Source organism: Ralstonia sp. RRA, assembly GCF_037023145.1.
Classification (GTDB): domain Bacteria; phylum Pseudomonadota; class Gammaproteobacteria; order Burkholderiales; family Burkholderiaceae; genus Ralstonia.
Window position 1 is genome coordinate 1,967,189 of record NZ_CP146091.1, and the last position, 23,924, is coordinate 1,991,112.

Here is a 23,924-nt window from a genome sequence, read left to right on the forward strand (position 1 = left end):
CGATCAGACCGCTTCTTCACGCGATGCGCGCTTGCGCTCGTGTTCCTTCAGGTGACGCTTACGCAGACGGATGCTCTTCGGCGTGACTTCCACCAGTTCGTCGTCGGCGATGAATTCCACCGCGTATTCCAGCGACATCTGGATCGGCGGCACCAGGCGCACGGCTTCGTCGGTACCCGACGCACGCACGTTGGTCAGCTGCTTGCCCTTGATCGGGTTGACGACCAGATCGTTGTCACGGCTGTGGATGCCGATGATCATGCCTTCGTACAGTGCGTCGCCAGGCGACACGAACATGCGGCCGCGATCCTGCAGCTTCCACAGTGCGTAGGCCACGGCAGCGCCGTCGTCCTGCGAGATCAGCACGCCGTTGTGGCGCTCGCCCAGGTCGCCTTCCTTGACCGGGGAGTAGTCGTCGAAGATGTGGCTGATCAGGCCGGTGCCGCGCGTCAGCGTCAGGAATTCACCCTGGAAGCCGATCAGGCCACGGGCCGGGATACGGTATTCCAGGCGGGTACGACCCTTGCCGTCCGATGCCATATCGAGCAGTTCGCCCTTGCGGCGGCCCAGCTCTTCCATCACGCCGCCCTGGTGGCCGTCTTCCACGTCCACGGTCAGGCGCTCGAACGGCTCGCACTTCACGCCGTCGATTTCCTTGAACACCACGCGCGGGCGCGACACGGCCAGCTCGTAGCCTTCGCGGCGCATGTTTTCCACCAGAATCGTCAGGTGCAGTTCGCCACGGCCCGACACTTCGAAGATCGTGTCGTCGCCGGTGTCCTTCACGCGCAGCGCCACGTTGGACTTCAGCTCGCGGTCCAGACGGTCGCGCAGTTGGCGGCTCGTCACGAACTTGCCTTCGCGGCCAGCCAGCGGCGAGGTGTTGACGCAGAAGTTCATCGTCAGCGTCGGCTCGTCCACCTTCAGCATCGGCAGCGCGTCCTGAGCGTCCGGCGCGCACACCGTGCAGCCGATGCCCAGTTCTTCAATACCGTTGATCAGCACGATGTCGCCGGCTTCCGCTTCGGGCACGATCTCGCGCTCCAGACCGCGGAACTTCAGCACCTGGTTGACGCGGCCCTTGATCGGCGCGCCTTCCGGACCGAACTTGACCACCACATCTTGCAGCGGACGCACACGGCCACGCGTGATGCGGCCCACGCCGATCTTGCCGACGTAGCTGGAGTAGTCCAGCGAGATGATCTGCAGCTGGAGCGGGCCGTTCGGGTCATCGTCACGCTGCGGCACCTTCTCGAGAATGGTCTCGAACAGCGGCTTCATGTCGCCGCTGCGCACGTCGTCGGTCAGGCCGGCGTAGCCGTTCAGGCCCGAGGCGTACACGATGGGGAAGTCGAGCTGCTCGTCAGTGGCGCCCAGCTTGTCGAACAGTTCGAAGGTCTCGTTGATCACCCAGTCCGGACGTGCGCCCGGGCGGTCCACCTTGTTGACCACGACGATCGGCTTCAGGCCCAGGGCCAGCGCCTTGCGCGTCACAAAGCGCGTCTGCGGCATCGGGCCCTCTTGGGCATCCACCAGCAGCAGCACGCCGTCGACCATCGACAGCACACGCTCCACTTCACCGCCGAAGTCCGCGTGTCCCGGCGTGTCGACGATGTTGATGTGCGTGCCGTTGTACTCAACCGCGCAGTTCTTGGCCAGGATGGTAATGCCGCGCTCTTTTTCGATGTCGTTCGAATCCATCACGCGCTCGGTGAGCTGCTCGTTCTCGCGGAACGTACCGGCTTGGCGGAGGAGCTGGTCGACCAGCGTGGTTTTGCCGTGGTCAACGTGGGCAATGATGGCGATGTTGCGAAGCGCGCGCATGGGATGTGAACTCGAAAAGACGTGACACGAGCTCAAAAACAGCTCGCGGAATAACCCGACATTCTAGCATGCTGCGATGCGCAAGAGATGACACGCTCTGACGAATCTATGAAGGGATGTCACGCAAGCGGCTCATGGATCACGCATTATTTCCAAAACTGGAATCACACATTCAGCACCTTGCTGTTTGCTGCGCGGATTCGTATATTTGTCCGGACAATGATTGTGCATACATAAGATGCCGGAACAGACAAGACCCGCCTCCGAAGTTGCTGCTACCGGAACCCTGTTCCGGGTGGAGGACTACCGCATGTGTGAAAGCGTGGGCTACCTCGTCGGGCGCGCCAAGACGGCGCTGTCCATGGCGATCGAGCAGGAAGTCGCGCAGATGGACGTAACGCACTCCCAGGCCAGTTGCCTGGTGCTGCTCGCCAACGGCCGCTGCCAGACGGCAACCGACCTCGGCCGCGAACTGAATACCGATATCGGCTCGCTCACCCGCATGCTGAGCCGCATGGAAAAGCGCGGCCTGATCGAGCGCGTGCGCAGTGAATCCGACCGCCGCGTCGTACATCTGGAGTTGACCGTTGCCGGCCGCGAACTGGCCGACCGCATGCCCGCCATCTATACCCATGTGCTGAACCGCTTCTTTGCCGGCTTTTCGCACGCCGACGTCGACACGCTGCGCGGTCTTCTCAAGCGCATTCTCGACAACGGCGCCGCAACCGAAGGCAACCGTCAGCGCCCCGCTGATCACTGACACCGCACTGCCCGAATTGCACCAAACGTTTTCCGCTCTCCCGATCGCCTGACACCTCAAACAACATGAACGCCTTGAACTCCGCCTCCCAGGCACTTGGCTCCAGCCGCCGCGCGGGCTACCCCCGGGCGCAATGGCCGGCACGCCTGGGTGTGGCGCTTTCCGCCATTGCGCTGGCCGCACTGGCAGGCTGTGCCAACCTCGGCAACTCGCACAGCACACAGACGCTGACCCAACCGGGGCAGTTGGCCAGCGCGCAAACGCTGCCCTCGCAGGGTGGCCAGTGGCCGACGATGAACTGGGTCGACCAGTTCAACGATCCGCAACTGCATGCACTTGTCGACGAGGCGATCAAGGACAACCCCAACCTGCAAGTCGCCTTTGCCCGCGTGCGTGCATCGCGCGCCATGGCTGACGTGGTGCGCGGCAACCTGTACCCAAGCGTGGGCCTGGATGCGGAGATGACGCGCCAGCGCCTGTCTTCATACGATCTGTTTGAAGGTACGCCGCTGGGCGGCAACTGGTTCACTGAATCGAAGATCCAGCTGGGCGTGAGCTACGACCTGGACTTCTGGGGCAAGAACCGCTCCGCACTGGAAGCCGCGCTGTCTGACGACAAGGCAATCGAGGCCGAAAGCCAGGCCGCCCGGCTGATGCTCTCCACGACCGTGGCCCGCACCTACGCCAAGCTCGCCGCGCTGTATGCGCAGCGCGACGTGGCCCAGCGTGCCATCGACCAACGCAAGGACTTGACCAACCTCGCAAGCCAGCGCGTGCGTGCTGGTCTGGATACGCAGGTCGAGACCACGCAGGCGCGCGCCAATGTGGCCGCAGCGCAAACCGAGCTGGAACAAGTCGACGAGCAGATTGCCCTGGCGCGCAACCAGTTGGCCGCGCTGCTCGGCAAGGGCCCGGACCGCGGCCTGTCGATCACCCGCCCGACACTGCTGGCACAAAGCACGCCCAAGCTGCCGAACAACCTGACCATCGACCTGATCGGCCGCCGCCCGGACCTCGTGGCCGCGCGCTGGCGTGTCGAGGCCGCATCGAAGGATATTGATGTGGCCAAGGCCGAGTTCCTGCCGGATATCAGCCTGACCGCCTTCCTGGGTGTGGCGTCGATCCTTCCGGAGAACCTGCTGCTGGGCAATTCGCGCCAGCTCGGCATCGGCCCGGCGCTCAAGCTGCCGATCTTCCAGGGCGGCAAGCTGCGCGCCAATCTGCGCGGCAAGTACGCCAACTATGACGCGGCCGTCGCCAGCTACAACCAGACGCTGACCGAAGCCCTGCACGACACGGCTGACCAGATCACTGCGCTGCACAGCATCGATACGCAGATCGCCATCCAGCGCACTGCCCTGACAGAAGCCGAGCGCTCGTACAGCTTGGCCCGCACGCGTTATGGCGCGGGCCTCGGTACGCAGCTCACCGTGCTGAATGCCGAGACGACGGTGCTGCAGCAACGCAAGCTCGCCACCGACCTGCAGGCGCGCCGCCTGGATGTGCAGATGGCGCTGATCAAGGCGCTCGGCGGCGGCTACGCGGCTGAAGAGCTGCCCGGCGCCAAACCTGAACACACGACGACCGGCGAGGCTGCCCAACAAGCCCCGTCGCATAGCTGATTTGAATTGAACCGACCGTTCCAACGCATTCTTTCGAGCCAACATCATGAGTGACAACAAGCCCCAAGCCGCCCCGTCTGCGGCGCCCGCGCCGGCCGCCCCCGCAGCAGCGTCCAACGGCAACGGAAAGCGCAAGCGCATGCTCACCACGCTGGCCGCCGCACTGGTGGTTGCCGGCGTCGGTTATGGCCTCTACTGGGGCCTGTATGGCCGCTGGTTCGAATCCACCGACGATGCATACGTGCAAGGCAACGTGGTGCAAGTGACGCCGCAGGTGGCTGGCACCGTGGTGGCCATCCGTGCTGACGACACGCAGCTCGTCACCGCGGGCCAGCCGCTGATCGAACTGGACCGCGCCGATGCACGCGTCGCGCTGGAACAATCCGAAGCCGCGCTCGCGCAAGCGGTGCGCCAGGTGCGCACGCTGTACTCGAACACCAGTGCCTATTCGTCTGCACTGGCGCAGCGCCAGTCGGATCTCGCCAAGGCGAAGGACGACCTCGCACGCCGCAAGCAGATCGCTGGTACGGGTGCTGTGTCGCAGGAAGAAATCTCGCACGCGCAAACCGCCCTGCAAGCCGCTGAGGCCGCCGTTGAAACCGCCAAGGAACAACTGCAAGGCAACCGCGTGCTGACCGAGCAGACCACGCTGGAACGCCACCCGAACGTGCTGCAGGCGGCAGCCAAGGTGCGTGAAGCTTATCTGGCGTACGCACGTACGAGCCTGCCGGCCACGGTAACGGGCTACGTGGCCAAGCGCTCGGTGCAGGTTGGCCAGCGCGTTGCTCCGGGCACGCCGCTGATGGCGATCGTGCCGCTGGACCAGCTCTGGGTTGACGCCAACTTCAAGGAAGTACAGATGCGCCACATGCGCGTGGGCCAGCCGGTTGAGCTGGAAGCCGACGTGTACGGCAGCAGCGTGACGTACCACGGCAAGGTGGTCGGCTTCTCGGCGGGTACGGGCTCGGCGTTCTCGCTGCTGCCGGCACAGAACGCCACGGGTAACTGGATCAAGGTGGTGCAACGCCTGCCGGTGCGCGTGTCGCTTGACCCGAAGGAGCTGAAGGATCACCCGCTGCGCGTGGGCCTGTCGATGATCGCCAAGGTCGATATTCATAACGAAGGCGGTCAAAGCCTGGCCTCCACGCCGGCCGCATCGCCGCTGGAAACCAACGTGTACGACCAGGCCGGCAAGGATGCTGACCAGGTCATCGCCAGCATCATTGCCACCAATGGCGGCCGTGGTGCGGCCAATGCACCTGCCCCTGTCACCGCGCCGGCAGCTGCCTCCACACCGAGCGCATCGCAACCCGCACCCAAGGTCTAAAGAGGGCTTCAAGCATGGCAACTGCCGCGCCCAAGCCGCCGCAACCACTGACCGGCGCCAAACTGGCGATCGGTACAGTGGCACTGTCGCTGGCTACCTTTATGAACGTGCTGGATTCGTCCATCGCCAACGTGTCGATCCCGGCCATTTCGGGCGACCTGGGCGTGGCGCCGAACCAGGGCACGTGGGTCATCACCTCGTTTGCGGTGGCCAACGCCATCTCGGTGCCGCTCACGGGTTGGCTGACGCAGCGTTTTGGACAGGTGCGCCTGTTCATCACGTCGATCATCTTGTTTGTGCTGTCGTCGTGGGCGTGCGGGCTGGCGCCCAACATGGGCATGCTGATTACCGCACGGATCATCCAGGGCGCAGTGGCCGGCCCGATGATTCCGCTGTCGCAGGCGCTGCTGCTGTCGACGTATCCACCCGCCAAGAGCTCCATGGCGTTGGCGTTATGGGGCATGACCACGCTCGTTGCGCCGGTGATGGGGCCCATCCTTGGTGGCTGGATCTCGGACAACATGAGCTGGCCGTGGATCTTCTACATCAACATCCCGGTGGGTATCGGGGCTGCGTATGCAACTTGGGCCATCTACAAGGATCGTGAATCGCCCACGCGTGCGCTGCCCATCGACAAGATCGGCTTGGCATTGCTTGTGCTCTGGGTCGGCTCGCTGCAGCTGATGCTGGACCGCGGCAAGGAACTCGACTGGTTCAACTCGACTGAGATCGTTGTGCTGACTGTCGTCGCCATCGTAGGCTTCGCCTTCTTCCTGATCTGGGAGTTGACCGAAGACCACCCGGTGGTGGATCTGACGCTGTTCAAGGGGCGCAACTTCAGTGCCGGGGTGGTGGCCATCTCGGTGGCGTATGGGCTGTTCTTCGGCAACCTGGTGATCCTGCCGCTGTGGCTGCAAACCATCGTGGGCTATACCGCGACGGACGCGGGCCTGATCATGGCGCCAGTGGGCATCTTTGCCATCATCCTCTCGCCTGTCATCGGCAAGAACCTGCCGAAGATGGATGCGCGCTGGGTGGCGACATCGGCGTTCCTGACGTTCGCGCTGGTGTTCTGGATGCGTTCGCACTTCACCACGCAGATCGATACGTGGACGCTGCTGATCCCGACGCTCATCCAGGGTGCAGCCATGGCGATGTTCTTCATCCCGCTCACGTCGATCATCCTGTCGGGCCTGTCACCCGAGCGGATTCCGGCGGCATCGGGCCTGTCGAACTTCGTGCGGATCATGTTCGGTGGCATTGGCGCGTCGATCTCGACCACGATCTGGGACAACCGCTCTGCCCTGCACCACGCACAACTGGTCGAGCATGCGAATGCGTACAACCCGGCGTACACGTCGTCGATCAACCAGTACACGCAGTTGGGCATGCCCAACCTGCAGGCCAATGGCGTGATCGAGCGCACGATCTCGCAGCAGGCCGCAATGCTTGGCGCCAACGATATCTTCTGGATTTCGGCGGTACTGTTCATCGGGCTGATCGGCTTTATCTGGCTGACCAAGCCGGCGAAATCAGCCGGTGGCGCGGAGGCGGCAGCCGGCGCGCACTGACGAAAACGTCGCTCAAACAAAAAAGCCACGCGTTGCTGCGTGGCTTTTTTGTTATCTGTCGAACAGAACAACTCAGAGGTGAACGAGACGCTCGGGCCTCAAGGCCCCTTCGCGCCAAACGGCCACGCCGAGCAACGAGGTGGCGACATCACCGCGTACACCGTAGACACGAACCTGCTCAGCGTTCGGCAACGCCAATCGGAGCGCCAGACGCTGGCCGTGCAGGAAACGGCGGCTGTCTTCGGCATCCAGTTCCACGCGCGGCAGCGTTTGCAGCAGTGCATCAACCGGTGCGAGCAGCGCTGCACGGTGCTCCTCCGGCGCGGCTTCCACGGCCTCAAGCGTGACCGCTGCCTCCAACTTCAAGTTGCCGACTTGCGTACGACGCAGCGCAATCAGGTGTGCGCCGCAGCCCAAAACCTCACCGAGGTCCTCGCCCAGTGTGCGGATGTACGTGCCCTTGCTGCATGCCACGCGCAGCGTAACAGTCGGTGCGGCAGATTCCAGATCCGTCGCCAACACATCAATGGAGCGAATCGTCACACGTCGTGCGGCGCGTTCTACCGTTTGCCCAGCACGCGCGTACTCATACAGCGGCTTGCCATCTTTCTTCAGCGCGGAATGCATCGGCGGCACCTGGTCGATCTCGCCGACAAAGCGCGCAACGGCAGCCTGCAATTGCTCGGGCGTGACCGATACCGGCCGCTCGCTCAGCACCTCGCCTTCAGCGTCTGCGGTACTCGTCTTGATGCCCAAACGCACAACCGTCTCGTACGTCTTGTCCGCGTCGAGCAAGTCCTGCGAGAACTTGGTCGCCTCGCCAAAGCACAGCGGCAGCAGACCGGTGGCCAGCGGATCGAGCGTGCCGGTGTGCCCGGCCTTCTTCGCCCACAGCAGGCGCTTGGTGCGCATTAGCGCATCGTTGCTCGACCAACCGATCGGCTTGTCCAGCAGCAGCACGCCGTGCACGTCGCGGCGTGGCGGCTTCTGAGGCTTGGGCGCGTGTTGCTCGGCCATCGTCAGTCGTCTTTGGCGCGCGTGGCGTTGGCTTCGTCGATCAGGCGAGACATCTCAATCCCGCGCTCGAGCGAGCCGTCAAAGTGGAAGTGCAGCGTCGGCACGGTGTGGATGTGCAAGCGCTTGAACAGCAGCGAGTGCAGATAGCCGGCCTTCTCGTTCAGGATGGCCGCGGCAACTTCCGCCTCGGCACCCAGCACCGTGAAGTAGATCTTGGCGTGTGCGTAGTCCGGCGTGAGCGTCACGGATTGCAGTGTCACCAGCCCCATCGCCGGGTTTTTGATCTCGCGCTGGATCAGCTCGGCCAGATCGCGCTGGATCTGGTCGGCGATGCGCAGGTTGCGGCCGGCGGCCGATCCCGATTTCTTCGGCATAGCGTGTTCCCCATACGGCGCCGTCGGCACGAGCCGGCAGCCCCAAAAAGACAAAACGGTGGCGCGGGACGCGCCCGGGCCACCGTCGCAAAGATGAGCCGGGCACTTAGCACCCGGCCATCGCATTACAGCGTACGTGCCACCTCGGTGATCTCGTAGATCTCGAGGTGATCGCCTTCCTTGACGTCGTTGAAGTTCTTGATCGACAGGCCGCATTCGAAGCCTTGCTTCACTTCCTTCACGTCGTCCTTGAAGCGCTTGAGCGAATCCAGCTCGCCCGAGAAGATGACCACGTTGTCGCGCAGCACACGCACCAGCGAGTTCCGCTTGACGAAGCCATCCAGCACCATACAACCAGCCACTGCACCAACCTTCGGCACGTGGAAGACCTGGCGCACCTCGACGGTACCCGTGGTCTCTTCGCGCTTTTCCGGCGACAGCATGCCCGACATCGCCGCCTTCACCTCATCCACTGCGTCATAGATGATGTTGTAGTAGCGGATATCGATACCGTGATGCTCGGCCAGCTTGCGCGCGCCCGCATCAGCCCGCGTATTGAAGCCGATGATGACGGCCTTCGACGCGGTTGCCAGGTTGACGTCCGACTCGGTGATACCACCCACGGCGGCGTGCACAATCTGCACACGCACTTCGTCGGTCGACAGTTTCTTCAGCGAGTGCACCAGTGCTTCCTGCGAGCCCTGCACGTCGGCCTTGACGATCAGCGGCAGCGACTTCACGTCGCCTTCGCTCATCTGTTCCAGCATGTTTTCCAGCTTGGCAGCCTGCTGGCGAGCCAGCTTCACATCGCGGAACTTACCTTGGCGGAACAGCGCGATTTCGCGCGCCTTGCGCTCGTCCGGCAGCACCAGCACTTCTTCGCCAGCACCCGGCACTTCGGACAGACCCTGGATTTCCACCGGGATCGACGGACCGGCTTCCTTGGCCGCCTTGCCGTTCTCGTCCAACATGGCGCGCACGCGGCCATAAGCCGTGCCCGCGAGCACCACGTCGCCGCGCTTGAGCGTACCGCTCTGCACCAGCACCGTCGCAATCGGGCCCTTGCCCTTGTCCAACTGCGCTTCCACCACCAGACCCTTGGCCGGTGCATCGACCGGTGCCTTCAGTTCCAGCACCTCGGCCTGCAGCAATACGTTTTCCAGCAGGCTGTCGATGCCTGCGCCGGTCTTGGCCGACACCGGCACGAACGGCACATCACCGCCGTACTCTTCCGGAATCACGCTTTCAGCCACCAGTTCCTGCTTGACGCGGTCCGGGTTGGCTTCAGGCTTGTCAACCTTGGTGATCGCCACGACGATGGGCACGCCAGCCGCCTTTGCGTGGGCGATGGCTTCCTTCGTCTGCGGCATGACGCCGTCGTCGGCCGCCACGACCAGAATCACGATGTCGGTCGCCTTGGCACCGCGTGCACGCATGGCCGTGAAGGCCTCGTGACCCGGGGTGTCCAGGAAGGTGATGACGCCGCGATCGGTTTCGACGTGGTAAGCGCCGATGTGCTGCGTAATACCGCCGGCTTCGCCCGCCGCAACCTTGGCGCGACGGATGTAGTCCAGCAGCGACGTCTTGCCGTGGTCGACGTGGCCCATCACGGTCACGACCGGCGGACGGGTTTCGGCTTCGGCATTGGTTTGCTCCTGCACGTCCCCAACCAGCAGTGCTTCCGGATCGTCCAGCTTGGCTGCGACCGCCTGGTGGCCCATTTCTTCGACCACGATCATCGCGGTCTCCTGGTCCAGCACCTGGTTGATCGTGACCATCTGGCCGAGCTTCATCATCTGCTTGATGACTTCAGCGGCCTTGACCGACATCTTGTGTGCCAGATCGGCCACAGAGATGGTTTCCGGGATATGCACCTCGCGCACGACCGGCTCGGTCGGCGCCTGGAAGGCATTGCGGTTGTCGTCGCCATGACGGTTACGGCCGCCCTTGGAGCCGGCACGCCAGCCATCAACGCCACCACCGGTGTCGCCACGTGTCTTCAGGCCACCGCGCTTGCCACCGCCGCGGTTGTCATCCTGCCAGCCCGACTTGCCACGACCACCCTTCTTGTCGCCAGACGGCGAGCTTGGTGCCGCAGCAGCGGGGGCCGGAGCAGCCGGCTTCTTGGCAGCCGCAGCCGGACGCGCTTCGCCTGCCGGCTTGACCGGCTTGTGCAGCGTGCCCGATTGCTCCGCCTTCTTCACTTCTTCAGCCTTGCGTTCGGCGGGCGTCTTCAAGACACGGGCCGGGGCGCTCATCATCTCGCGGATGGCGCGCGCTTCGGCTTCAGCGGCTTCGCGGCGCTTGCGCGCGGCGTCTTCTTCGGCCTTGATCTTGTCGGCAGCGACGCGAGCTTCGTCGGCAGCCTTTTGCGCGGCTTCGCGCTCGGTGGCCAGGCGCGCAGCGTCTTCCTCGGCCTTACGGCGCGGAGCTTCGTCTGCGGCTTCTGCGGCAGCGCGAGCGGCCACAGCTTCCTCTTGCGCCTTCTTGGCGGCGAGTTCTGCCTGACGCTTCTGCTCAGCCTCAGCGGCTTCCTGGCGGGCGCGGCGCTCGGCTTCCTCGCGCTCCATGGCTTCCTGGCGCGCCTTCAGCTCAGCTTCCTGGCGGGCCAGCTGTTCCGCCTGCTGGCGTTGCTCTTCCTCGCGGCGCGCAACTTCCTCGGCGTCGACCACCGGCGCTGCAGACGCAGCTTCGCCTTCCGGCTTGGCTGCGTGCGCCTCGTCACGCTGGACCAGCACGCGCTTCTTCTTGACTTCCACTTGCACGGTGCGCGTCTTGCCGGTGGCATCCGCCTGGCGGATCTCACTGGTTTCACGCTTGGTGATCGTGATCTTCTTGCGCGCGCCATCCTCGGCACTGCCGTGCGCTCGCTTGAGATAGTCGAGCAGACGGGTCTTGTCCGATTCGGTGATGACGTCTTCCGGCGTCGCCTTCTGCACGCCCGCGGCTTGCAATTGTTCCAGCAGCGCTGATGCGCTACGGTTCAATTCGCCTGCGAGTTGGGCAACTGTTGTGCTTGCCATTCAAACCCTTTCGATGCTTGGTTTTAAGTGAGATTGCGAAAAACGATCAACGCTCGGTCGCAACGTCACGAAAACCAGTGTTCACGCGCCTTCATGATCAGCGCCTTGGCCTGTTCTTCGTCAACGCCGGTCATTTCGACCAGTTCGTCCACGGCCAGCTCAGCCAAGTCGTCACGCGTCTGGATGTTCCCCTCGGCCAGCTTGCCGATCAGCTCCGGGGTCAGCCCCTCGAGGTCGCGCAGGTCTTGCGATACCTTCTCGACCTTTTCTTCCTTTGCCAGCTCCATCGTCAACAGCACGTCACGGGCGCGGTTACGCAGCTCGTTGACGGTGTCTTCGTCGAACGCTTCGATTTCCAGCATTTCCTGCAGCGGCACATAGGCCACTTCTTCGAGCGAGCTGAAGCCCTCTTCGATCAGGATGTCGGCAACCTCTTCGTCCACGTCCAGCTTCGCCATGAACAACTGGCGAACGACGGAGCTTTCTTCAGCCTGCTTCTGTGCAGACTCAGCCGGCGTCATGATGTTGATCTGCCAGCCGGTCAGCTCCGATGCCAGACGCACGTTCTGGCCGCTACGGCCGATGGCGACGGCGAGATTCTCATCGTCGACGACCACGTCCATGCTGTGCTTCTCTTCGTCCACGACGATGGACTGCACTTGCGCCGGCGCCAGCGCGCCGATCACGAACTGCGCCGGATCTTCCGACCACAGCACGATGTCCACGGCCTCGCCACCAACCTCGTTGCGCACTGCCGTCACACGCGTGCCACGTACGCCGACGCAGGTACCGATCGGGTCGATGCGCTTGTCGTGCGCCACAACCGCAATTTTCGCACGCACGCCCGGATCACGCGCAGCCGCCTTGATTTCCAGCAGGCCTTGCTCCATCTCCGGCACTTCGTTTTCGAAGAGCTTGATGAGGAACTCGGGGCACGTGCGCGAGAGCTCGATCTGCGGACCACGTGCCGTACGGTCGACATTCAGGATGTACGCACGAACACGATCGCCCGTGCGCAGGTTTTCCTTCGGGATCATCTGATCGCGTGCCAGCAGCGCTTCCACGCGGCCGGATTCGACGATCAGGCCCTTCTTGTCGGCACGCTTGATCGTGCCGGTCATGATCTTTTCGCCGCGATCGAGGTAATCATTCAGGATCTGCTCGCGCTCGGCATCGCGGATGCGCTGCAGGATCACCTGCTTGGCAGCCTGTGCGCCAATGCGGCCGAACTCAACTGACTCGATCTGCTCTTCAATGAATTGGTCGACGTCGATGTCGGCGTCCTGCTCCTTGGCTTCGAACAGCAGAATCTGCTTGTCCGGCTCTTGCAGCCCGGCATCATCGGGAACGACCAACCAACGACGGAAGGTTTCGTGCTCGCCCGACTCACGGTCGATCGCCACGCGCACATCCACGTCTTCTTCAAAGCGCTTCTTGGTCGCCGAAGCCAATGCGGCTTCCAGCGCCCCGAACACCACATCCTTGTCGACGTTTTTTTCGCGCGCAAGCGCATCGACGAGCAACAGAACTTCGCGGCTCATTGCTTGTTCCCTTTGTTTCGATTTCCTTTGAAGTCCAGCACAGGCACCAGCCGGGCGCGGTCGAGTTCCGACAGCGTGAATTCCAGCAGCGCAGGGCCGTCCTTTCCCTCAAACTCGAGGCCGACCCGTTCCTGGCCGGGCTCCCCCGTGGGAGTCTGAATGATCCCCGTGAAATTCTTCTGGCCGCCCACAGGCAGACGCAGCGTCACCTTGGCCTCCAGGCCCGCGAAACGCGTGAAATCGGACAGCGTGCGCAGCGGGCGATCCAGCCCAGGCGACGACACTTCCAACCGTTCGTAATTCACGTTTTCGACTTCGAAGACACGCGTGAGTTGATGACTCACCTTCTCGCAGTCTTCAATGACGATGCCGTTCTCTGCCTGATCGATATACACGCGCAGCAATCCAGCCGGCGCGCGTTCCACTTCCACCAGCTCGTAGCCCATGGCGGCGAGGGTTTTCTCAATCAGATCAGTCAGATGCACGTTTTTCCTGAAAAATTTCCCGGTACTGCCAACCTGCCGAAGCAAAAAAAAATGGGCGCAACGCCCATATCATTCGCCCATCTTCTACAGGATGACTTTTGATTAGACTCATATTGTAATCCGTCTCAGAGCAAAACGCAAAAATTGCCCTGGACGCACCACAAAATCGGGCGCTGCGACGGATACCGCACACAGCGCCACCACACTCAACGCTTGCCGCCGCGGTTACCACCGCCGCTGCGCGCCTTGTTTCCAGCCTTGTTGCCGTTCGGCATGCCGCCACCCTTGCCCGGGCGCTTGTTGCCCGGTGCGCGGTTACCGTCACGCATGCCGCCACCTGCGCCAGCGCCGCCACGACCGTCCGGTCGGGTGCCCATGCGGGTGCGCGCCGTCAACGTGGTCGGGCCGCCAACGTTGATGTAGCCCATCGAGGTCTGCATCGGGTCTGGTTGGCGCGGATTGGATTGGCGACGCGGCGCCGGCGCCGCACGATTGCCGTTCTCCACGCCCATACCGCGCGACTGGAAATTCGCCTCGCCGGTAAAGCCCGACGACATCGGCCCCATCAGCACCGGCGCCTCGCGACGGCGGTTGCCCTGGCGATTATTCTGCTGACCGCCTGAGCTTGCCGCCGGCACCTTCATGCCCAGCGTGCCCATCAGCGTGCGCACGTCTTCCGCCGACACCTCCTGCCAACGCCCGCGCTTGAGACCGCGCGGCAGCACAAAGCTGCCATAGCGCGTGCGGATCAGACGCGACACGGTCAGATTGACCGCCTCGAACATGCGGCGCACTTCGCGGTTGCGGCCCTCGGTCAGGGCGACGTGGTACCAGTGGTTGACACCCTCGCCACCACCATCGGCGCAGCGCAGGAAGTTGGCTTCACCGTCTTGCAGTTGGATGCCGTGCAGCAGCTTCTGGCGGTCAGTTTCGGCCAGTTCGCCCAGCGTACGCACCGCGTACTCACGCTCGACGCCATAACGCGGGTGCATGAAGCGGTTGGCGATGTCGCCAGACGTTGTGAAGATCAGCAGACCCTCCGTGTTGAAGTCCAGGCGGCCAACAGCGACCCATTTGCCGGTCTTCATGCGCGGCAGCGCATCAAACACGGTCGGACGACCGTCCGGATCGGATTGGCTCACGATTTCGCCAGCCGGCTTGTGATACAGCAGCACGCGCGGCGGCTTGTTGGGCAGCTTGCGCTGAATCAGCTTGCCGTTCACGCGCACCTGATCTGTGGCGAGAATGCGCTGACCGATGTGCGCCGGCAAGCCGTTCACCGAGACACGGCCCTGCAGAATCAGGTCTTCCATGTCGCGGCGCGAGCCCAGGCCCGCATCGGCCAGGATCTTGTGCAGCTTGGGAGCATCATCCTCAGCGGTCAGTTCACGCCCCTTGCTCGACTGCGATGCGCCGCCAGCATCGGCTTCCGAGTCGTACGCACCGGAAATCACGTACTGGAAGACGTCGTCAGCACCTTTGCCACCCTTGCCGCCTTGTTTGCCGCGGCCTTGGCCTTGACCACCCGCCTTGCCCTGTTGCGGCTTGCCGTTACGGCCCTGACCCTTGCCGCGGCCAGCATCAGTGCTCTTGCCACCGGCATTTTCGGCGCGCTCACCGGCCGGCTGGCCCTCACCCTCGCGGCGACGGTTCTTGCCGAAACGGCCACGCGGACCACGTCGCTCGCCGCGGTCGCCCCGACCTTCTGCGGGCGCACCTTCGACGGGTGCAGCAGCTTCCACGACCACCGGCGCGTCGCTGGCAGGGGCTTCCTTCGGCTTGCGGGCGCGTGGAGCGCGACTCTTGCGCGGTTGGGTAGGTTGGCTGGCATCGGCAGCCACCTCGCCTGCAGGCGCATCGCCCTCGGGGCGGCCATCCTGCTGCTGGCGGCGCGAAGCAACCAAGTTGCGCAAGCCCCTGCGCAGCCCCTTGCGGCGCGGCGCGGACGACTCAGCGCCATCGCCTGCGCCCTCTTGACGGGGTGCCGAAGCGTCGGCATCAGCCGGCATACGTGTATCCATGGAATCTGGCAGGGTGCTCACAACGTCTTTCAATTCAAGTGGTTCAGGCCATGCGCCGCTTGGGGTACCGATTCGGCGGCCGGCATGGCATTACGAGTGTTCATTCGTGGAAGCCGCTGACGGCTCAGCCACGGTCTTGTTTGGATCTTCCGATTCCGCCTCAACGGTTTCGGTTTCAGCTTCGGGTGCGCTCGATCCGCTCGCCTCGATCTCGGCGGCAGCCTTGACTTCTGCGTGCACAACAGGCGCATCCGCTTTAACCGCTTCGGCTACCAGCGGTTCGGTTGCGTCGGCAGAAGGCGCCTGAGCGCCCTCGCCCGCCGGTGCATCGTTGACCAGCGCAGTCAATTCCTGCACCACGATCGCCCCGCCCTCGAACTCGATTGCGCCCTGGTCCAGCAGGCTTGCCTGCGCCTGGGCACGGGCATCTTCGAGCGGCGGCAGCTCATCCAGCGAGCGCAGCCCGAGGTCATCCAGAAACTGCTTGGTGGTGGCATACAGCGCCGGGCGGCCCGGCACATCGCGATGACCAATCACCTCGATCCAGCCCCGATCCTCAATCTGCTTGATGACCTGCGTGTTGACCGTGACGCCGCGAATATCTTCAATATCGCCGCGCGTGACCGGCTGGCGATACGAGATGATCGCCAGCGTTTCCATCACCGCGCGCGAGTACTTGGGCGGTTTTTCCGGGTGCAGGCGATCCAGATACACGCGCATCTCAGGGCGGCTCTGCAGGCGCCAGCCCGAAGCCAGCGCTACCAGTTCGACACCGCGGTTGAGCCAGTCCTGGCGCAGCTCTTCAAGCAGCACGCGGATGGTGTCCGCAGAAACATCTTCGTCGAACAGCTTGCGTAAGTCATTGACTCGCAAAGGGTCCTGCGCGCAGATCAGCGCGGTCTCGAGGACGATTTTCGCCTCTTGGGTATTCATTCGGTTGAGCGGCTCGTCATTGCTCGCGTCCGGCAGCTGGCCGTCACGCTTGAGGTTTGTCGTCCCGCCGCGACGCACGCGGCATGTCTGAATGCTGTTGCCCGCCCGGGCCCGGCGCGCGATAACCGCATGGACTTGCGGCCTTGCACCGAAACGCAGTGGCTGTGCCCGCAAAAAGGGCCGGAGGAGCGAGTTGATCCGGTGCCGGTCAGGCACCACAAGGGCAATTTCTTCCGCCGCCATGGGGACGGATACTGCACCGGACGGCTGCCAACGAAGACTGGCACCCTGCCCGAATCGACTGTCCAGGGCGGCATTTCTGCGGCTTTTGCGCTGGATGGCGTCGCTTGGGATTGTTGATCTGCGCGGTGGGCGAGTCGAATTGTGTTTGATTGTAGGGCAATTTCCTGCGGTGCCGCAACCGGGAAGATGCCTTAGTGCGCCGCCCCAGGCCAGATGGCGATCTGCGGGCGATTCAAACGGCTACAGCACCAGGCAGAAACCGTGTGCGTTGAGCATCTCCGGCAGCCACGCAGCGCAGACCAGCCCCCACACGCCAAAGGCGGCAATGGCGGCACCCGCCGCGCCACGCGCCCACTTTTGGCGAGACAGCCCCCGCATCCAGCCTGCCAATCCGGACATCATCAGCAGATTTGGCAAGGTACCCAGACCAAACGCCAGCATCACAACCGCCCCCGATGCCGCGTTGCCCGCCAACAACGCAACGGCCAGCGCCCCGTAAATCATGCCGCACGGTACCAGCCCCCATGCCAAACCCGTGACATAGCGCCGCACCAATGGTGGGCTGTGGCGCAGATTTTCACCCAGTCGCGCCCCCATTTTCGACAGGACGCCGGCAAAGTAACCCAGCACGCGTTCCAGCCAAGGATTGCGCCATGCATCACCCGTGGTCCGCACAACCAGCAGCAGGCCATAGGCGAGCAGCAAAGCGCTGGCGAATGCAAACAATCCGCGTTGAATCGGCAGCCACTGCTGGCGCCAAACCGTGGCACCGAGCGCACCCATGATGGCCCCCAACACCGCGTACATACTGATGCGCCCGGCATGCATGACCGTCTGCTCGAATGCCAGCCTGCGACGCGAAACGATGCGCACCGGCACCTGCCCGCGTTCAGCCGCCAACGCGATGCCGCTGCACATTGCCAAGCAATGCACACCGCCGAGCAATGCGATCAAAAAAACGCTTACGAGCGCGGCAACATTCATCTTTTTGACGCTCTTTTGATATGGACCAAAGTTAGTGTTTTGCTGACGGGAATTCCGTGCATTTCGCGCAATTCACGTTATCGGAACAATCCGATATCAGCATGGCGGCCGCTATAATAGGCCGCGGTTGCATCACAAGAATTTCTCATTTCACTTACTCGAAATTCACTCGCCCCCTGTGCTCACACGAATCGCACTCACCGACCAAGCTTCCCGTTGTTCCACTTGCGTACTCGGCCAGATCTGTCTGCCGGTGGGCATGAATTCGGAAGACGTGCGCAAGATGGATGAGTTGGTTGCCGAGCGCATCCGCATCAAGAAAGGCCAGACGCTCTACGCCCTCGGTGAGCCGCTCGAAGCCGTGTACGGCATCCGCTTCGGCACGCTCAAGACACATCTCACGCTGGAAGACGGGCGCCACCAGATCACCGGCTTCCATTTGCCCGGCGAGATCGTCGGGCTCGACGGCATTGGCGACATGTGCCACGTGTCGGATGCCACCGCGCTGGAAGACACCGAAGTCTGCGTGGTGCGTTACGACCAACTGCAACAGCTCTCGCGCCGGCTGCCCTCTCTGCAGCACCAGTTCTTGCGCATCATGAGCAAGGAGATCTCGCAGGATCACCACATGCTGCTGACGCTCGGCTCGATGCGCGCTGAAGAACGCCTTGCCGCTTTCCTGCTCAACCTGTCCAAACGCTCAGCTCAGCGCGGGTATTCGTCGACCGAGTTCGTGCTGCGCATGAGCCGTGAAGAACTGGGCAGCTATCTGGGCCTGAAGCTCGAAACCGTGAGCCGCCTGTTCTCGCGTTTTGCTGAGGCCGGCCTGATCCAGATCCGCCAGCGCCACGTCAAGCTCATCGACATGGCAGGCCTGCGCCAGGTGATGAGCGGCCAGGCCAGCTAAACCCGCCCACCTTCCAAGACGACATCCGCTCACACGAGCGGATGCTCGTGCGCCTCCAGCTTGCCGATGCCCGGCGACACGTACAGCGTGAGTGCGCTCGACAGTCCGCACAGCAACCAGAACACAAAGAACGACACCGTGTAGACCGCCTCGGCCGACACGGCAATCTGTTCTCCGAAGAAGCGCAGATCCGCCGGGTCCACCACCGCAAACACGACCAGCTCGGCCAGCGCCGCGCATAGAAACGCAGGCCAGAGAATCCACATCAGCAGGCGGCGTTTCATTGGACCTCCCCGTGGGCGGCATGGGCCGGCACGGAGACGGGCTTCTCGACGACCAAGCCGCGCCGCACGACGTTGTCATGAATGACGGGATCCGGATGCGACACGGCTAACCAGATGGTGACACCGCATCCGATCATGGCGACGAAGGGGCCGGCCATCAGCAGCCACGGCCAGGGCTCGCGCCACCATGGCCGGGCCGGAGCGGAAGATTGCATTGCCTGCATCTGTGTCTCCTGTTCTAAAAAACCGCATCAGCGCGGCACGATGAAACTCGACGGCTCGCGCAGCACGAGGCTTTCGCTACCGCTGTCTGCCTGGATTACAAAACGGATCTTGTGCGATCCGGCTCCCACGTCGTCTGCGGGACGGCGCACGCGGATCGGCAACAGGCGGTTGGCTGCCGGTGCCAACTCAAGCGTGGTCGATTCACCGCGTCCGCCCTGCACTTCCAGCTGCGGCAGTCCTTCCGCCGTGATGGTCACGCGCACAGGTTGCTCGGAGGCATTCATCAACTGCAGGCGATAGACGTTCTCGATCTTGCCGCCGTCCACCTCGCGCGCCAGCGCACCACGATCGCGAATCACGTCCACCTTGAGCGGCTGGCGCATCGTCAACGCAACGATGAAGCCCGTGATGAGCACCAGCATGATGCTGGCATAGATCAGCACGCGCGGACGCAGCAGATGGCGCCGCGCCTCTTTCGGGGTGAGCCGGTCGTGCATCGCGCGCTCGGAGGTGTAACGGATCAGGCCGCGCGGGTAGCGCATCTTGTCCATCACCTGATCGCAGGCGTCAATGCAGGCGCCGCAGCCGATGCACTCGTACTGCAAGCCCTGACGGATGTCGATGCCGGTCGGGCACACCTGCACGCAGATGCTGCAATCCACGCACGAACCGAGCCCCTGCGCCGCGAAGTCTGCACTGCGCGAGCGGCTGCCGCGCGGCTCGCCGCGCTGCGTGTCGTAGGTGACGACGTAGGTGTCTGGGTCGACCATCACGCTCTGGAAGCGAGCGTACGGGCACATGTAGAGGCACACCTGCTCACGCAGGAAGCCGGCGTTGCCCCAGGTGGCGAACGCGTAGAACAGCATCCAGAAGGTCTGCCACGGCCCGAGCGACAGCGTCCATGTCTCCATGCCGAGTTCACGGATCGGCGTGAAGAAGCCGACGAAGGTGAAGCCCGTCCACAACGCGATCATCACCCAGGCCGAATGCTTGGCCGCCTTGAGGCGCAGCTTGCGCAGGCTCCAGCGCTCACCGTCAAGGCGGATGCGAGCAAAGCGGTCGCCTTCGATATGCCGCTCGATCCACATGAAGATTTCGGTGTAGACCGTCTGCGGGCAGGCGTATCCGCAGAAGAGCCGCCCCGCCACTGCCGTGAACAGGAACAGCCCCAGCGCCGACAGCACCAGCAGCACCGTCAGGTAGATCACGTCCTGCGGCCACAACACCAGTCCGAACAGGTAGAACTTGCGTGCCCCCAGGTCGAACAACACCGCCTGGCGCCCATTCCATTCAAACCACGGCAAACCGTAGAAGATGGCTTGCGTGGCCAGCACCATCCACACGCGCCAGCTTGCGAACGCCCCCGTCACGGAGCGCGGATAGATCTTGCGCCGGACTTCGTAGAGCGCCTGCTCGGTGGGCGTGTCGTCCGAGCCTGCCGTTGCAACGGCAGGTGTCATGGGGCGCCAGCCGGGTTCGTGCTCGCTCATTGCTGGGCGCTCGTGTTGTTGTTCGAGAGCCCCCACACGTAGGCCGCAAGCATGCGGATCTTCTCCGGCGACAGCAGGTTCTCGTGCGCCGGCATCGTGTTATCGCGGCCCTTGAGGATGGTCTCGACGATGGTTGCCTCGGAGCTGCCGTACAGCCACACGCGGTCGGTCAGGTTGGGGGCGCCAAGCGCCTGGTTGCCCTTGCCGGTCGCCATATGGCATGCCGCGCAGACCGACTTGAAGGTCGGCTCGCCACGTGCGGCTTTGATCGGGTCATAGGCCAGGCCCGACAGGGAACGCACGTAGTTGGCCACGTTGGCGGCTTGGTTGGCATCCACCACTGCAGCCAGCGACGGCATGACGCCGTGGCGGCCCTTGGTGATGGTGGTGAGGATCGTCTCCGGATCACCGCCATACAGCCAGTCGCTGTCGGTCAGGTTCGGGAAGCCCTTGGAGCCGCCCGCATCCGAGCCGTGACATTGCGCGCAGTTGTTCAGGAACAGGCGCTGGCCGATCTCGTGTGCCTGGGGGTCGGCGGCGATCTGCTTGATGTCCATACCGGCGTAGCGCTCATAGAGCGGGCGCACCTTGGCATCAGCTGCAGCGCGCTGCGAAGCCAGCTCGCCGCGCGTGGAGAAACCCAGCACACCACCATACGCACCCAGCCCGGGATACAGGACCAGGTATGACAAGGCGAAGATGCACGACAGCAGGAACATCCACATCCACCAGCGCGGCAACGGATTGTTCAGCTCGCGCAGATCACCGTCCCACACGTGGCCAGTGTCGTCGCCGGCTTGCTGTCCGGGCGCGATCGTGATCTTGCGTTGCGAGAACAGCAGCCAAATGCACCAGGCGATACCCACCAGGGCAATCGCCGAGATGTAGTACCCCCAGAACTCAGAAATGAAGTCGCTCATGATCTTGTGTCCTTATTGATGTGGGCGCGACGCGTCTGCGCGTGCACCGGCGACCTCGGCTTCATCGGGCAACAGGAACGGCAGCATGGCCGATTCCGCATTGGCGGCAGCACGATGCGTCGAGAACGCCCACCAGCTGATCCCCACGAACAGCACCAGGAAGACGGCGGTGGCAATTGCACTCAGCATGGCCATGACTCACTCCTTTGCGGCAACGGTGGCAGCCGACTCATCAGCAGGGGTGCCGGCCATCTCGCGCACGTTGCGCAGCTCTACGCCCAGGCCTTGCAGAAAGGCCACCACGGCGTCTTCCTCGGTCTTGCCGGCAAGCTGCTCGCGTGCACCGGCAATTTGTGCGTCCGTATAGGGCACGCCGAGCTGGCGCAGCACGTGCATCTTCTTCTCGATGTCGCTGCTGTCGAGCGGCGTCTTCGCGAGCCATGCATAGGCCGGCATGTTCGATTCCGGCACCACCTCACGCGGATCACGCAGGTGGATGCGGTGCCAGTCGTCCGAATAGCGCTGACCCACACGCGCCAGGTCCGGCCCCGTACGCTTGGAACCCCACAGGAACGGGTGATCGAATACCGATTCGCCAGCCAGCGAGTAGTGGCCATAGCGCTCGGTCTCAGCGCGCAGCGTACGCACTTGCTGCGAGTGGCAGCCGACGCAGCCTTCGCGGATGTAGATGTCGCGCCCGGCCAGCCGCAGCGGCGAATAGGGTGCGATGCCCTTGACCGGCTCGGTGGTGGAGTGCTGGAAGAACAGCGGCAGAATCTGTACCAACCCGGCGATGCTGACGACGACCAATGTCACCACAATCAGCAAGCCGATGTTCTTTTCCAGCGTCTCGTGCGAGAAGAAGCTCTTTTGTTGGTTGCTCATGTTCGTCTCCTCACTGTGCCGCGACCAGCGGGGCCTGGGCCGGTTGAGGGATCGGCGCATCCACCGCCTTGCTGCCCTGAATGGTCTTGAACACGTTGAATGCCATCAGCAGCATCCCGCTCAGGAAGCACAGGCCACCCAGCAAACGGATGATGTAGAACGGGTACGTCGCCTTCACCGCTTCGACAAAGCTGTAGGTGAGCGTGCCGTCAGCCTCGGTGGCACGCCACATCAGGCCCTGCATCACGCCGGCCACCCACATGGCGGCGATATAGAGCACCACGCCAACGGTGGCGATCCAGAAGTGCACCTCGATCAGGCGCGTGCTGTACATCTTCTGCTGCCCGAACAGGCGCGGGATCATGTAGTACATCGAGCCGATGGTGATCATCGCCACCCAGCCCAGCGCGCCGGAGTGCACGTGGCCGATGGTCCAGTCGGTGTAGTGCGACAGCGCGTTGACGGTCTTGATGGACATCATCGAGCCTTCGAACGTCGCCATGCCGTAGAACGACAGCGCCACCACCAGGAACTTCAGGATCGGATCGGTGCGCAGTTTGTGCCAGGCACCCGACAGGGTCATGATCCCGTTGATCATGCCGCCCCACGACGGCGCCAGCAGGATCAGCGAGAACACCATGCCCAGCGACTGTGCCCAGTCCGGCAGCGCGGTGTACTGCAGGTGGTGCGGGCCCGCCCACATGTAGGTGAAGTTCAGCGCCCAGAAGTGGACGATCGACAGGCGGTACGAATAGATCGGACGCTCCGCTTGCTTGGGCACGAAGTAGTACATCATCCCCAGGAAGCTGGTGGTCAGGAAGAAGCCCACCGCGTTATGGCCGTACCACCACTGCACCATCGCATCCTGCACGCCGGCGTAAGCCGAATACGACTTCCACATCGTCACCGGCAGCTCCGCGTTGTTGACGATGTGCAGCAGCGCAATGGTGATGATGTACGCGCCAAAGAACCAGTTGGCCACGTAGATGTGCTTGGTTTTGCGCTTGATGATGGTGCCGAAGAACACGACCGCGTAGACCACCCACACCACTGTGATGAGGATGTCGATCGGCCATTCCAGCTCGGCATATTCCTTCGAGCTCGTGTAGCCCAGCGGCAGCGTGATGGCCGCGGCCAAGATCACCGCCTGCCAGCCCCAGAACGTAAACGCGGCCAGCGTGTCAGAGAACAGGCGCACCTGGCAGGTGCGCTGCACGATGTAGTACGACGTGGCAAACAGCGCGCTGCCGCCAAACGCAAAGATGACCGCGTTGGTATGCAACGGACGCAGCCGGCCGTACGTCAGCCAGGGCACCCCAAAATTCAGTTGCGGCCAGATCAACTGGGCCGCGATCAGCGCACCGACCGCCATACCGACGATGCCCCAGACGATCGTCATGATCGAGAACTGGCGGACAACGCGGTAGTTGAAGGTCTGGGTGTGCTGCAACGCGCTGGACGATTCCATGCTTGCTCCCCGAGTGTGTT

The 23,924-nt window shown here is 63.3% G+C and carries 21 protein-coding genes; 5 read left to right on the forward strand and 16 right to left on the reverse strand.

Annotated elements, in window-relative coordinates; genetic code table 11:
- Nucleotides 1-3: 3 nt before the first annotated feature.
- The gene (gene typA / locus V6657_RS09695) at nucleotides 4-1,824 is read right to left on the reverse strand and encodes a translational GTPase TypA (RefSeq protein ID WP_048932191.1); all 1,821 of its coding nucleotides are present in this window, start codon (nucleotides 1,822-1,824) and stop codon (nucleotides 4-6) included.
- 310 nt (nucleotides 1,825-2,134) lie between these two features.
- Between typA and V6657_RS09700 the strand changes: the two genes are divergently transcribed.
- The 4 genes from V6657_RS09700 (at nucleotide 2,135) to V6657_RS09715 (ending at nucleotide 7,104) form a co-directional block, all read left to right on the forward strand.
- Nucleotides 2,135-2,584 (forward strand): MarR family transcriptional regulator, encoded by a 450-nt coding sequence (locus V6657_RS09700; RefSeq protein WP_048932190.1) that lies wholly within the window; start codon nucleotides 2,135-2,137, stop codon nucleotides 2,582-2,584.
- A gap of 65 nt (nucleotides 2,585-2,649) precedes the next feature.
- Entirely contained in the window at nucleotides 2,650-4,206 is a 1,557-nt protein-coding gene (locus V6657_RS09705; RefSeq protein WP_048932189.1) for an AdeC/AdeK/OprM family multidrug efflux complex outer membrane factor, read from the forward strand.
- Nucleotides 4,207-4,252: 46 nt separating this feature from the next.
- On the forward strand, nucleotides 4,253-5,533 hold the full coding sequence (locus V6657_RS09710) for an HlyD family efflux transporter periplasmic adaptor subunit (protein WP_048932188.1): 1,281 nt from the start codon (nucleotides 4,253-4,255) through the stop codon (nucleotides 5,531-5,533).
- 14 nt (nucleotides 5,534-5,547) lie between these two features.
- The gene (locus V6657_RS09715; RefSeq protein ID WP_048932187.1) at nucleotides 5,548-7,104 is read left to right on the forward strand and encodes a DHA2 family efflux MFS transporter permease subunit; all 1,557 of its coding nucleotides are present in this window, start codon (nucleotides 5,548-5,550) and stop codon (nucleotides 7,102-7,104) included.
- Between the two features lie 72 nt (nucleotides 7,105-7,176).
- Here the strand turns inward: V6657_RS09715 and truB are convergent, their stop codons facing one another.
- The 8 genes from truB to V6657_RS09755 form a co-directional block, all read right to left on the reverse strand.
- The gene (gene truB / locus V6657_RS09720; RefSeq protein ID WP_048932186.1) at nucleotides 7,177-8,121 is read right to left on the reverse strand and encodes a tRNA pseudouridine(55) synthase TruB; all 945 of its coding nucleotides are present in this window, start codon (nucleotides 8,119-8,121) and stop codon (nucleotides 7,177-7,179) included.
- Between the two features lie 2 nt (nucleotides 8,122-8,123).
- Entirely contained in the window at nucleotides 8,124-8,495 is a 372-nt protein-coding gene (rbfA, locus tag V6657_RS09725) for a 30S ribosome-binding factor RbfA (RefSeq protein WP_031329194.1), read from the reverse strand.
- Nucleotides 8,496-8,620: 125 nt separating this feature from the next.
- A complete protein-coding gene (gene infB, locus V6657_RS09730) occupies nucleotides 8,621-11,518 on the reverse strand; it encodes a translation initiation factor IF-2 (protein WP_048932185.1) in 2,898 nt (965 codons plus the stop codon).
- A 65-nt stretch (nucleotides 11,519-11,583) separates the two neighbouring features.
- Nucleotides 11,584-13,059: a transcription termination factor NusA gene (gene nusA, locus V6657_RS09735; protein ID WP_048932184.1), complete on the reverse strand. Its 1,476-nt coding sequence runs from the start codon at nucleotides 13,057-13,059 to the stop codon at nucleotides 11,584-11,586.
- Nucleotides 13,056-13,544 carry a ribosome maturation factor RimP gene (gene rimP / locus V6657_RS09740; RefSeq protein ID WP_048932183.1) on the reverse strand — a complete coding sequence of 163 codons (489 nt, stop codon included), beginning with the start codon at nucleotides 13,542-13,544 and terminating at the stop codon, nucleotides 13,056-13,058. Before rimP ends, nusA begins: the two co-directional genes overlap by 4 nt.
- A gap of 206 nt (nucleotides 13,545-13,750) precedes the next feature.
- A complete protein-coding gene (locus tag V6657_RS09745) occupies nucleotides 13,751-15,553 on the reverse strand; it encodes a pseudouridine synthase (RefSeq protein ID WP_048932182.1) in 1,803 nt (600 codons plus the stop codon).
- A 102-nt stretch (nucleotides 15,554-15,655) separates the two neighbouring features.
- Nucleotides 15,656-16,498: an SMC-Scp complex subunit ScpB gene (scpB, locus tag V6657_RS09750; RefSeq protein WP_048932360.1), complete on the reverse strand. Its 843-nt coding sequence runs from the start codon at nucleotides 16,496-16,498 to the stop codon at nucleotides 15,656-15,658.
- A 483-nt stretch (nucleotides 16,499-16,981) separates the two neighbouring features.
- Complete coding sequence (locus tag V6657_RS09755) at nucleotides 16,982-17,725, reverse strand: sulfite exporter TauE/SafE family protein (protein ID WP_048932181.1); 744 nt, start codon at nucleotides 17,723-17,725, stop codon at nucleotides 16,982-16,984.
- A gap of 178 nt (nucleotides 17,726-17,903) precedes the next feature.
- On the opposite strand from V6657_RS09755, the gene fnr reads away from it, so the two are divergent.
- Nucleotides 17,904-18,632 carry a fumarate/nitrate reduction transcriptional regulator Fnr gene (gene fnr, locus V6657_RS09760; RefSeq protein WP_082170115.1) on the forward strand — a complete coding sequence of 243 codons (729 nt, stop codon included), beginning with the start codon at nucleotides 17,904-17,906 and terminating at the stop codon, nucleotides 18,630-18,632.
- A gap of 29 nt (nucleotides 18,633-18,661) precedes the next feature.
- Here fnr and V6657_RS09765 read toward each other — a convergent pair whose 3' ends face one another.
- The 7 genes from V6657_RS09765 to ccoN are packed head-to-tail and all read right to left on the reverse strand — an operon-like array spanning nucleotide 18,662 to nucleotide 23,904.
- Complete coding sequence (locus tag V6657_RS09765; RefSeq protein ID WP_021194248.1) at nucleotides 18,662-18,916, reverse strand: hypothetical protein; 255 nt, start codon at nucleotides 18,914-18,916, stop codon at nucleotides 18,662-18,664.
- On the reverse strand, nucleotides 18,913-19,140 hold the full coding sequence (locus V6657_RS09770; protein ID WP_021194247.1) for a FixH family protein: 228 nt from the start codon (nucleotides 19,138-19,140) through the stop codon (nucleotides 18,913-18,915). Before V6657_RS09770 ends, V6657_RS09765 begins: the two co-directional genes overlap by 4 nt.
- A 27-nt stretch (nucleotides 19,141-19,167) precedes the next feature.
- A complete protein-coding gene (ccoG, locus tag V6657_RS09775; RefSeq protein ID WP_048932179.1) occupies nucleotides 19,168-20,631 on the reverse strand; it encodes a cytochrome c oxidase accessory protein CcoG in 1,464 nt (487 codons plus the stop codon).
- Nucleotides 20,628-21,551 (reverse strand): cytochrome-c oxidase, cbb3-type subunit III, encoded by a 924-nt coding sequence (gene ccoP / locus V6657_RS09780; protein WP_048932178.1) that lies wholly within the window; start codon nucleotides 21,549-21,551, stop codon nucleotides 20,628-20,630. The genes ccoG and ccoP overlap by 4 nt, the downstream gene beginning before the upstream one ends.
- Before the next feature lie 12 nt (nucleotides 21,552-21,563).
- Nucleotides 21,564-21,746 carry a cytochrome oxidase gene (locus V6657_RS09785; protein ID WP_048932177.1) on the reverse strand — a complete coding sequence of 61 codons (183 nt, stop codon included), beginning with the start codon at nucleotides 21,744-21,746 and terminating at the stop codon, nucleotides 21,564-21,566.
- Nucleotides 21,747-21,749: 3 nt separating this feature from the next.
- Nucleotides 21,750-22,436, reverse strand: coding sequence for a cytochrome-c oxidase, cbb3-type subunit II (gene ccoO / locus V6657_RS09790; RefSeq protein WP_048932176.1), 687 nt, complete (start codon nucleotides 22,434-22,436; stop codon nucleotides 21,750-21,752).
- 10 nt (nucleotides 22,437-22,446) lie between these two features.
- Nucleotides 22,447-23,904, reverse strand: coding sequence for a cytochrome-c oxidase, cbb3-type subunit I (gene ccoN, locus V6657_RS09795; protein WP_048932175.1), 1,458 nt, complete (start codon nucleotides 23,902-23,904; stop codon nucleotides 22,447-22,449).
- Nucleotides 23,905-23,924 lie beyond the last annotated feature (20 nt).

What these genes read in the sequence shown, in the direction of transcription:
- typA (WP_048932191.1), bottom strand. Translation starts at nt 1,824, where the DNA reads ATGCGCGCGCTTCGCAACATCGCCATCATTGCCCACGTTGACCACGGC.
- V6657_RS09700 (WP_048932190.1), top strand. Translation starts at nt 2,135, where the DNA reads ATGTGTGAAAGCGTGGGCTACCTCGTCGGGCGCGCCAAGACGGCGCTG.
- V6657_RS09705 (WP_048932189.1), top strand. Translation starts at nt 2,650, where the DNA reads ATGAACGCCTTGAACTCCGCCTCCCAGGCACTTGGCTCCAGCCGCCGC.
- V6657_RS09710 (WP_048932188.1), top strand. Translation starts at nt 4,253, where the DNA reads ATGAGTGACAACAAGCCCCAAGCCGCCCCGTCTGCGGCGCCCGCGCCG.
- V6657_RS09715 (WP_048932187.1), top strand. Translation starts at nt 5,548, where the DNA reads ATGGCAACTGCCGCGCCCAAGCCGCCGCAACCACTGACCGGCGCCAAA.
- truB (WP_048932186.1), bottom strand. Translation starts at nt 8,121, where the DNA reads ATGGCCGAGCAACACGCGCCCAAGCCTCAGAAGCCGCCACGCCGCGAC.
- rbfA (WP_031329194.1), bottom strand. Translation starts at nt 8,495, where the DNA reads ATGCCGAAGAAATCGGGATCGGCCGCCGGCCGCAACCTGCGCATCGCC.
- infB (WP_048932185.1), bottom strand. Translation starts at nt 11,518, where the DNA reads ATGGCAAGCACAACAGTTGCCCAACTCGCAGGCGAATTGAACCGTAGC.
- nusA (WP_048932184.1), bottom strand. Translation starts at nt 13,059, where the DNA reads ATGAGCCGCGAAGTTCTGTTGCTCGTCGATGCGCTTGCGCGCGAAAAA.
- V6657_RS09745 (WP_048932182.1), bottom strand. Translation starts at nt 15,553, where the DNA reads ATGCCGGCTGATGCCGACGCTTCGGCACCCCGTCAAGAGGGCGCAGGC.
- scpB (WP_048932360.1), bottom strand. Translation starts at nt 16,498, where the DNA reads ATGAATACCCAAGAGGCGAAAATCGTCCTCGAGACCGCGCTGATCTGC.
- V6657_RS09755 (WP_048932181.1), bottom strand. Translation starts at nt 17,725, where the DNA reads ATGAATGTTGCCGCGCTCGTAAGCGTTTTTTTGATCGCATTGCTCGGC.
- V6657_RS09765 (WP_021194248.1), bottom strand. Translation starts at nt 18,916, where the DNA reads ATGAAACGCCGCCTGCTGATGTGGATTCTCTGGCCTGCGTTTCTATGC.
- V6657_RS09770 (WP_021194247.1), bottom strand. Translation starts at nt 19,140, where the DNA reads ATGCAGGCAATGCAATCTTCCGCTCCGGCCCGGCCATGGTGGCGCGAG.
- ccoG (WP_048932179.1), bottom strand. Translation starts at nt 20,631, where the DNA reads ATGAGCGAGCACGAACCCGGCTGGCGCCCCATGACACCTGCCGTTGCA.
- ccoP (WP_048932178.1), bottom strand. Translation starts at nt 21,551, where the DNA reads ATGAGCGACTTCATTTCTGAGTTCTGGGGGTACTACATCTCGGCGATT.
- V6657_RS09785 (WP_048932177.1), bottom strand. Translation starts at nt 21,746, where the DNA reads ATGGCCATGCTGAGTGCAATTGCCACCGCCGTCTTCCTGGTGCTGTTC.
- ccoO (WP_048932176.1), bottom strand. Translation starts at nt 22,436, where the DNA reads ATGAGCAACCAACAAAAGAGCTTCTTCTCGCACGAGACGCTGGAAAAG.
- ccoN (WP_048932175.1), bottom strand. Translation starts at nt 23,904, where the DNA reads ATGGAATCGTCCAGCGCGTTGCAGCACACCCAGACCTTCAACTACCGC.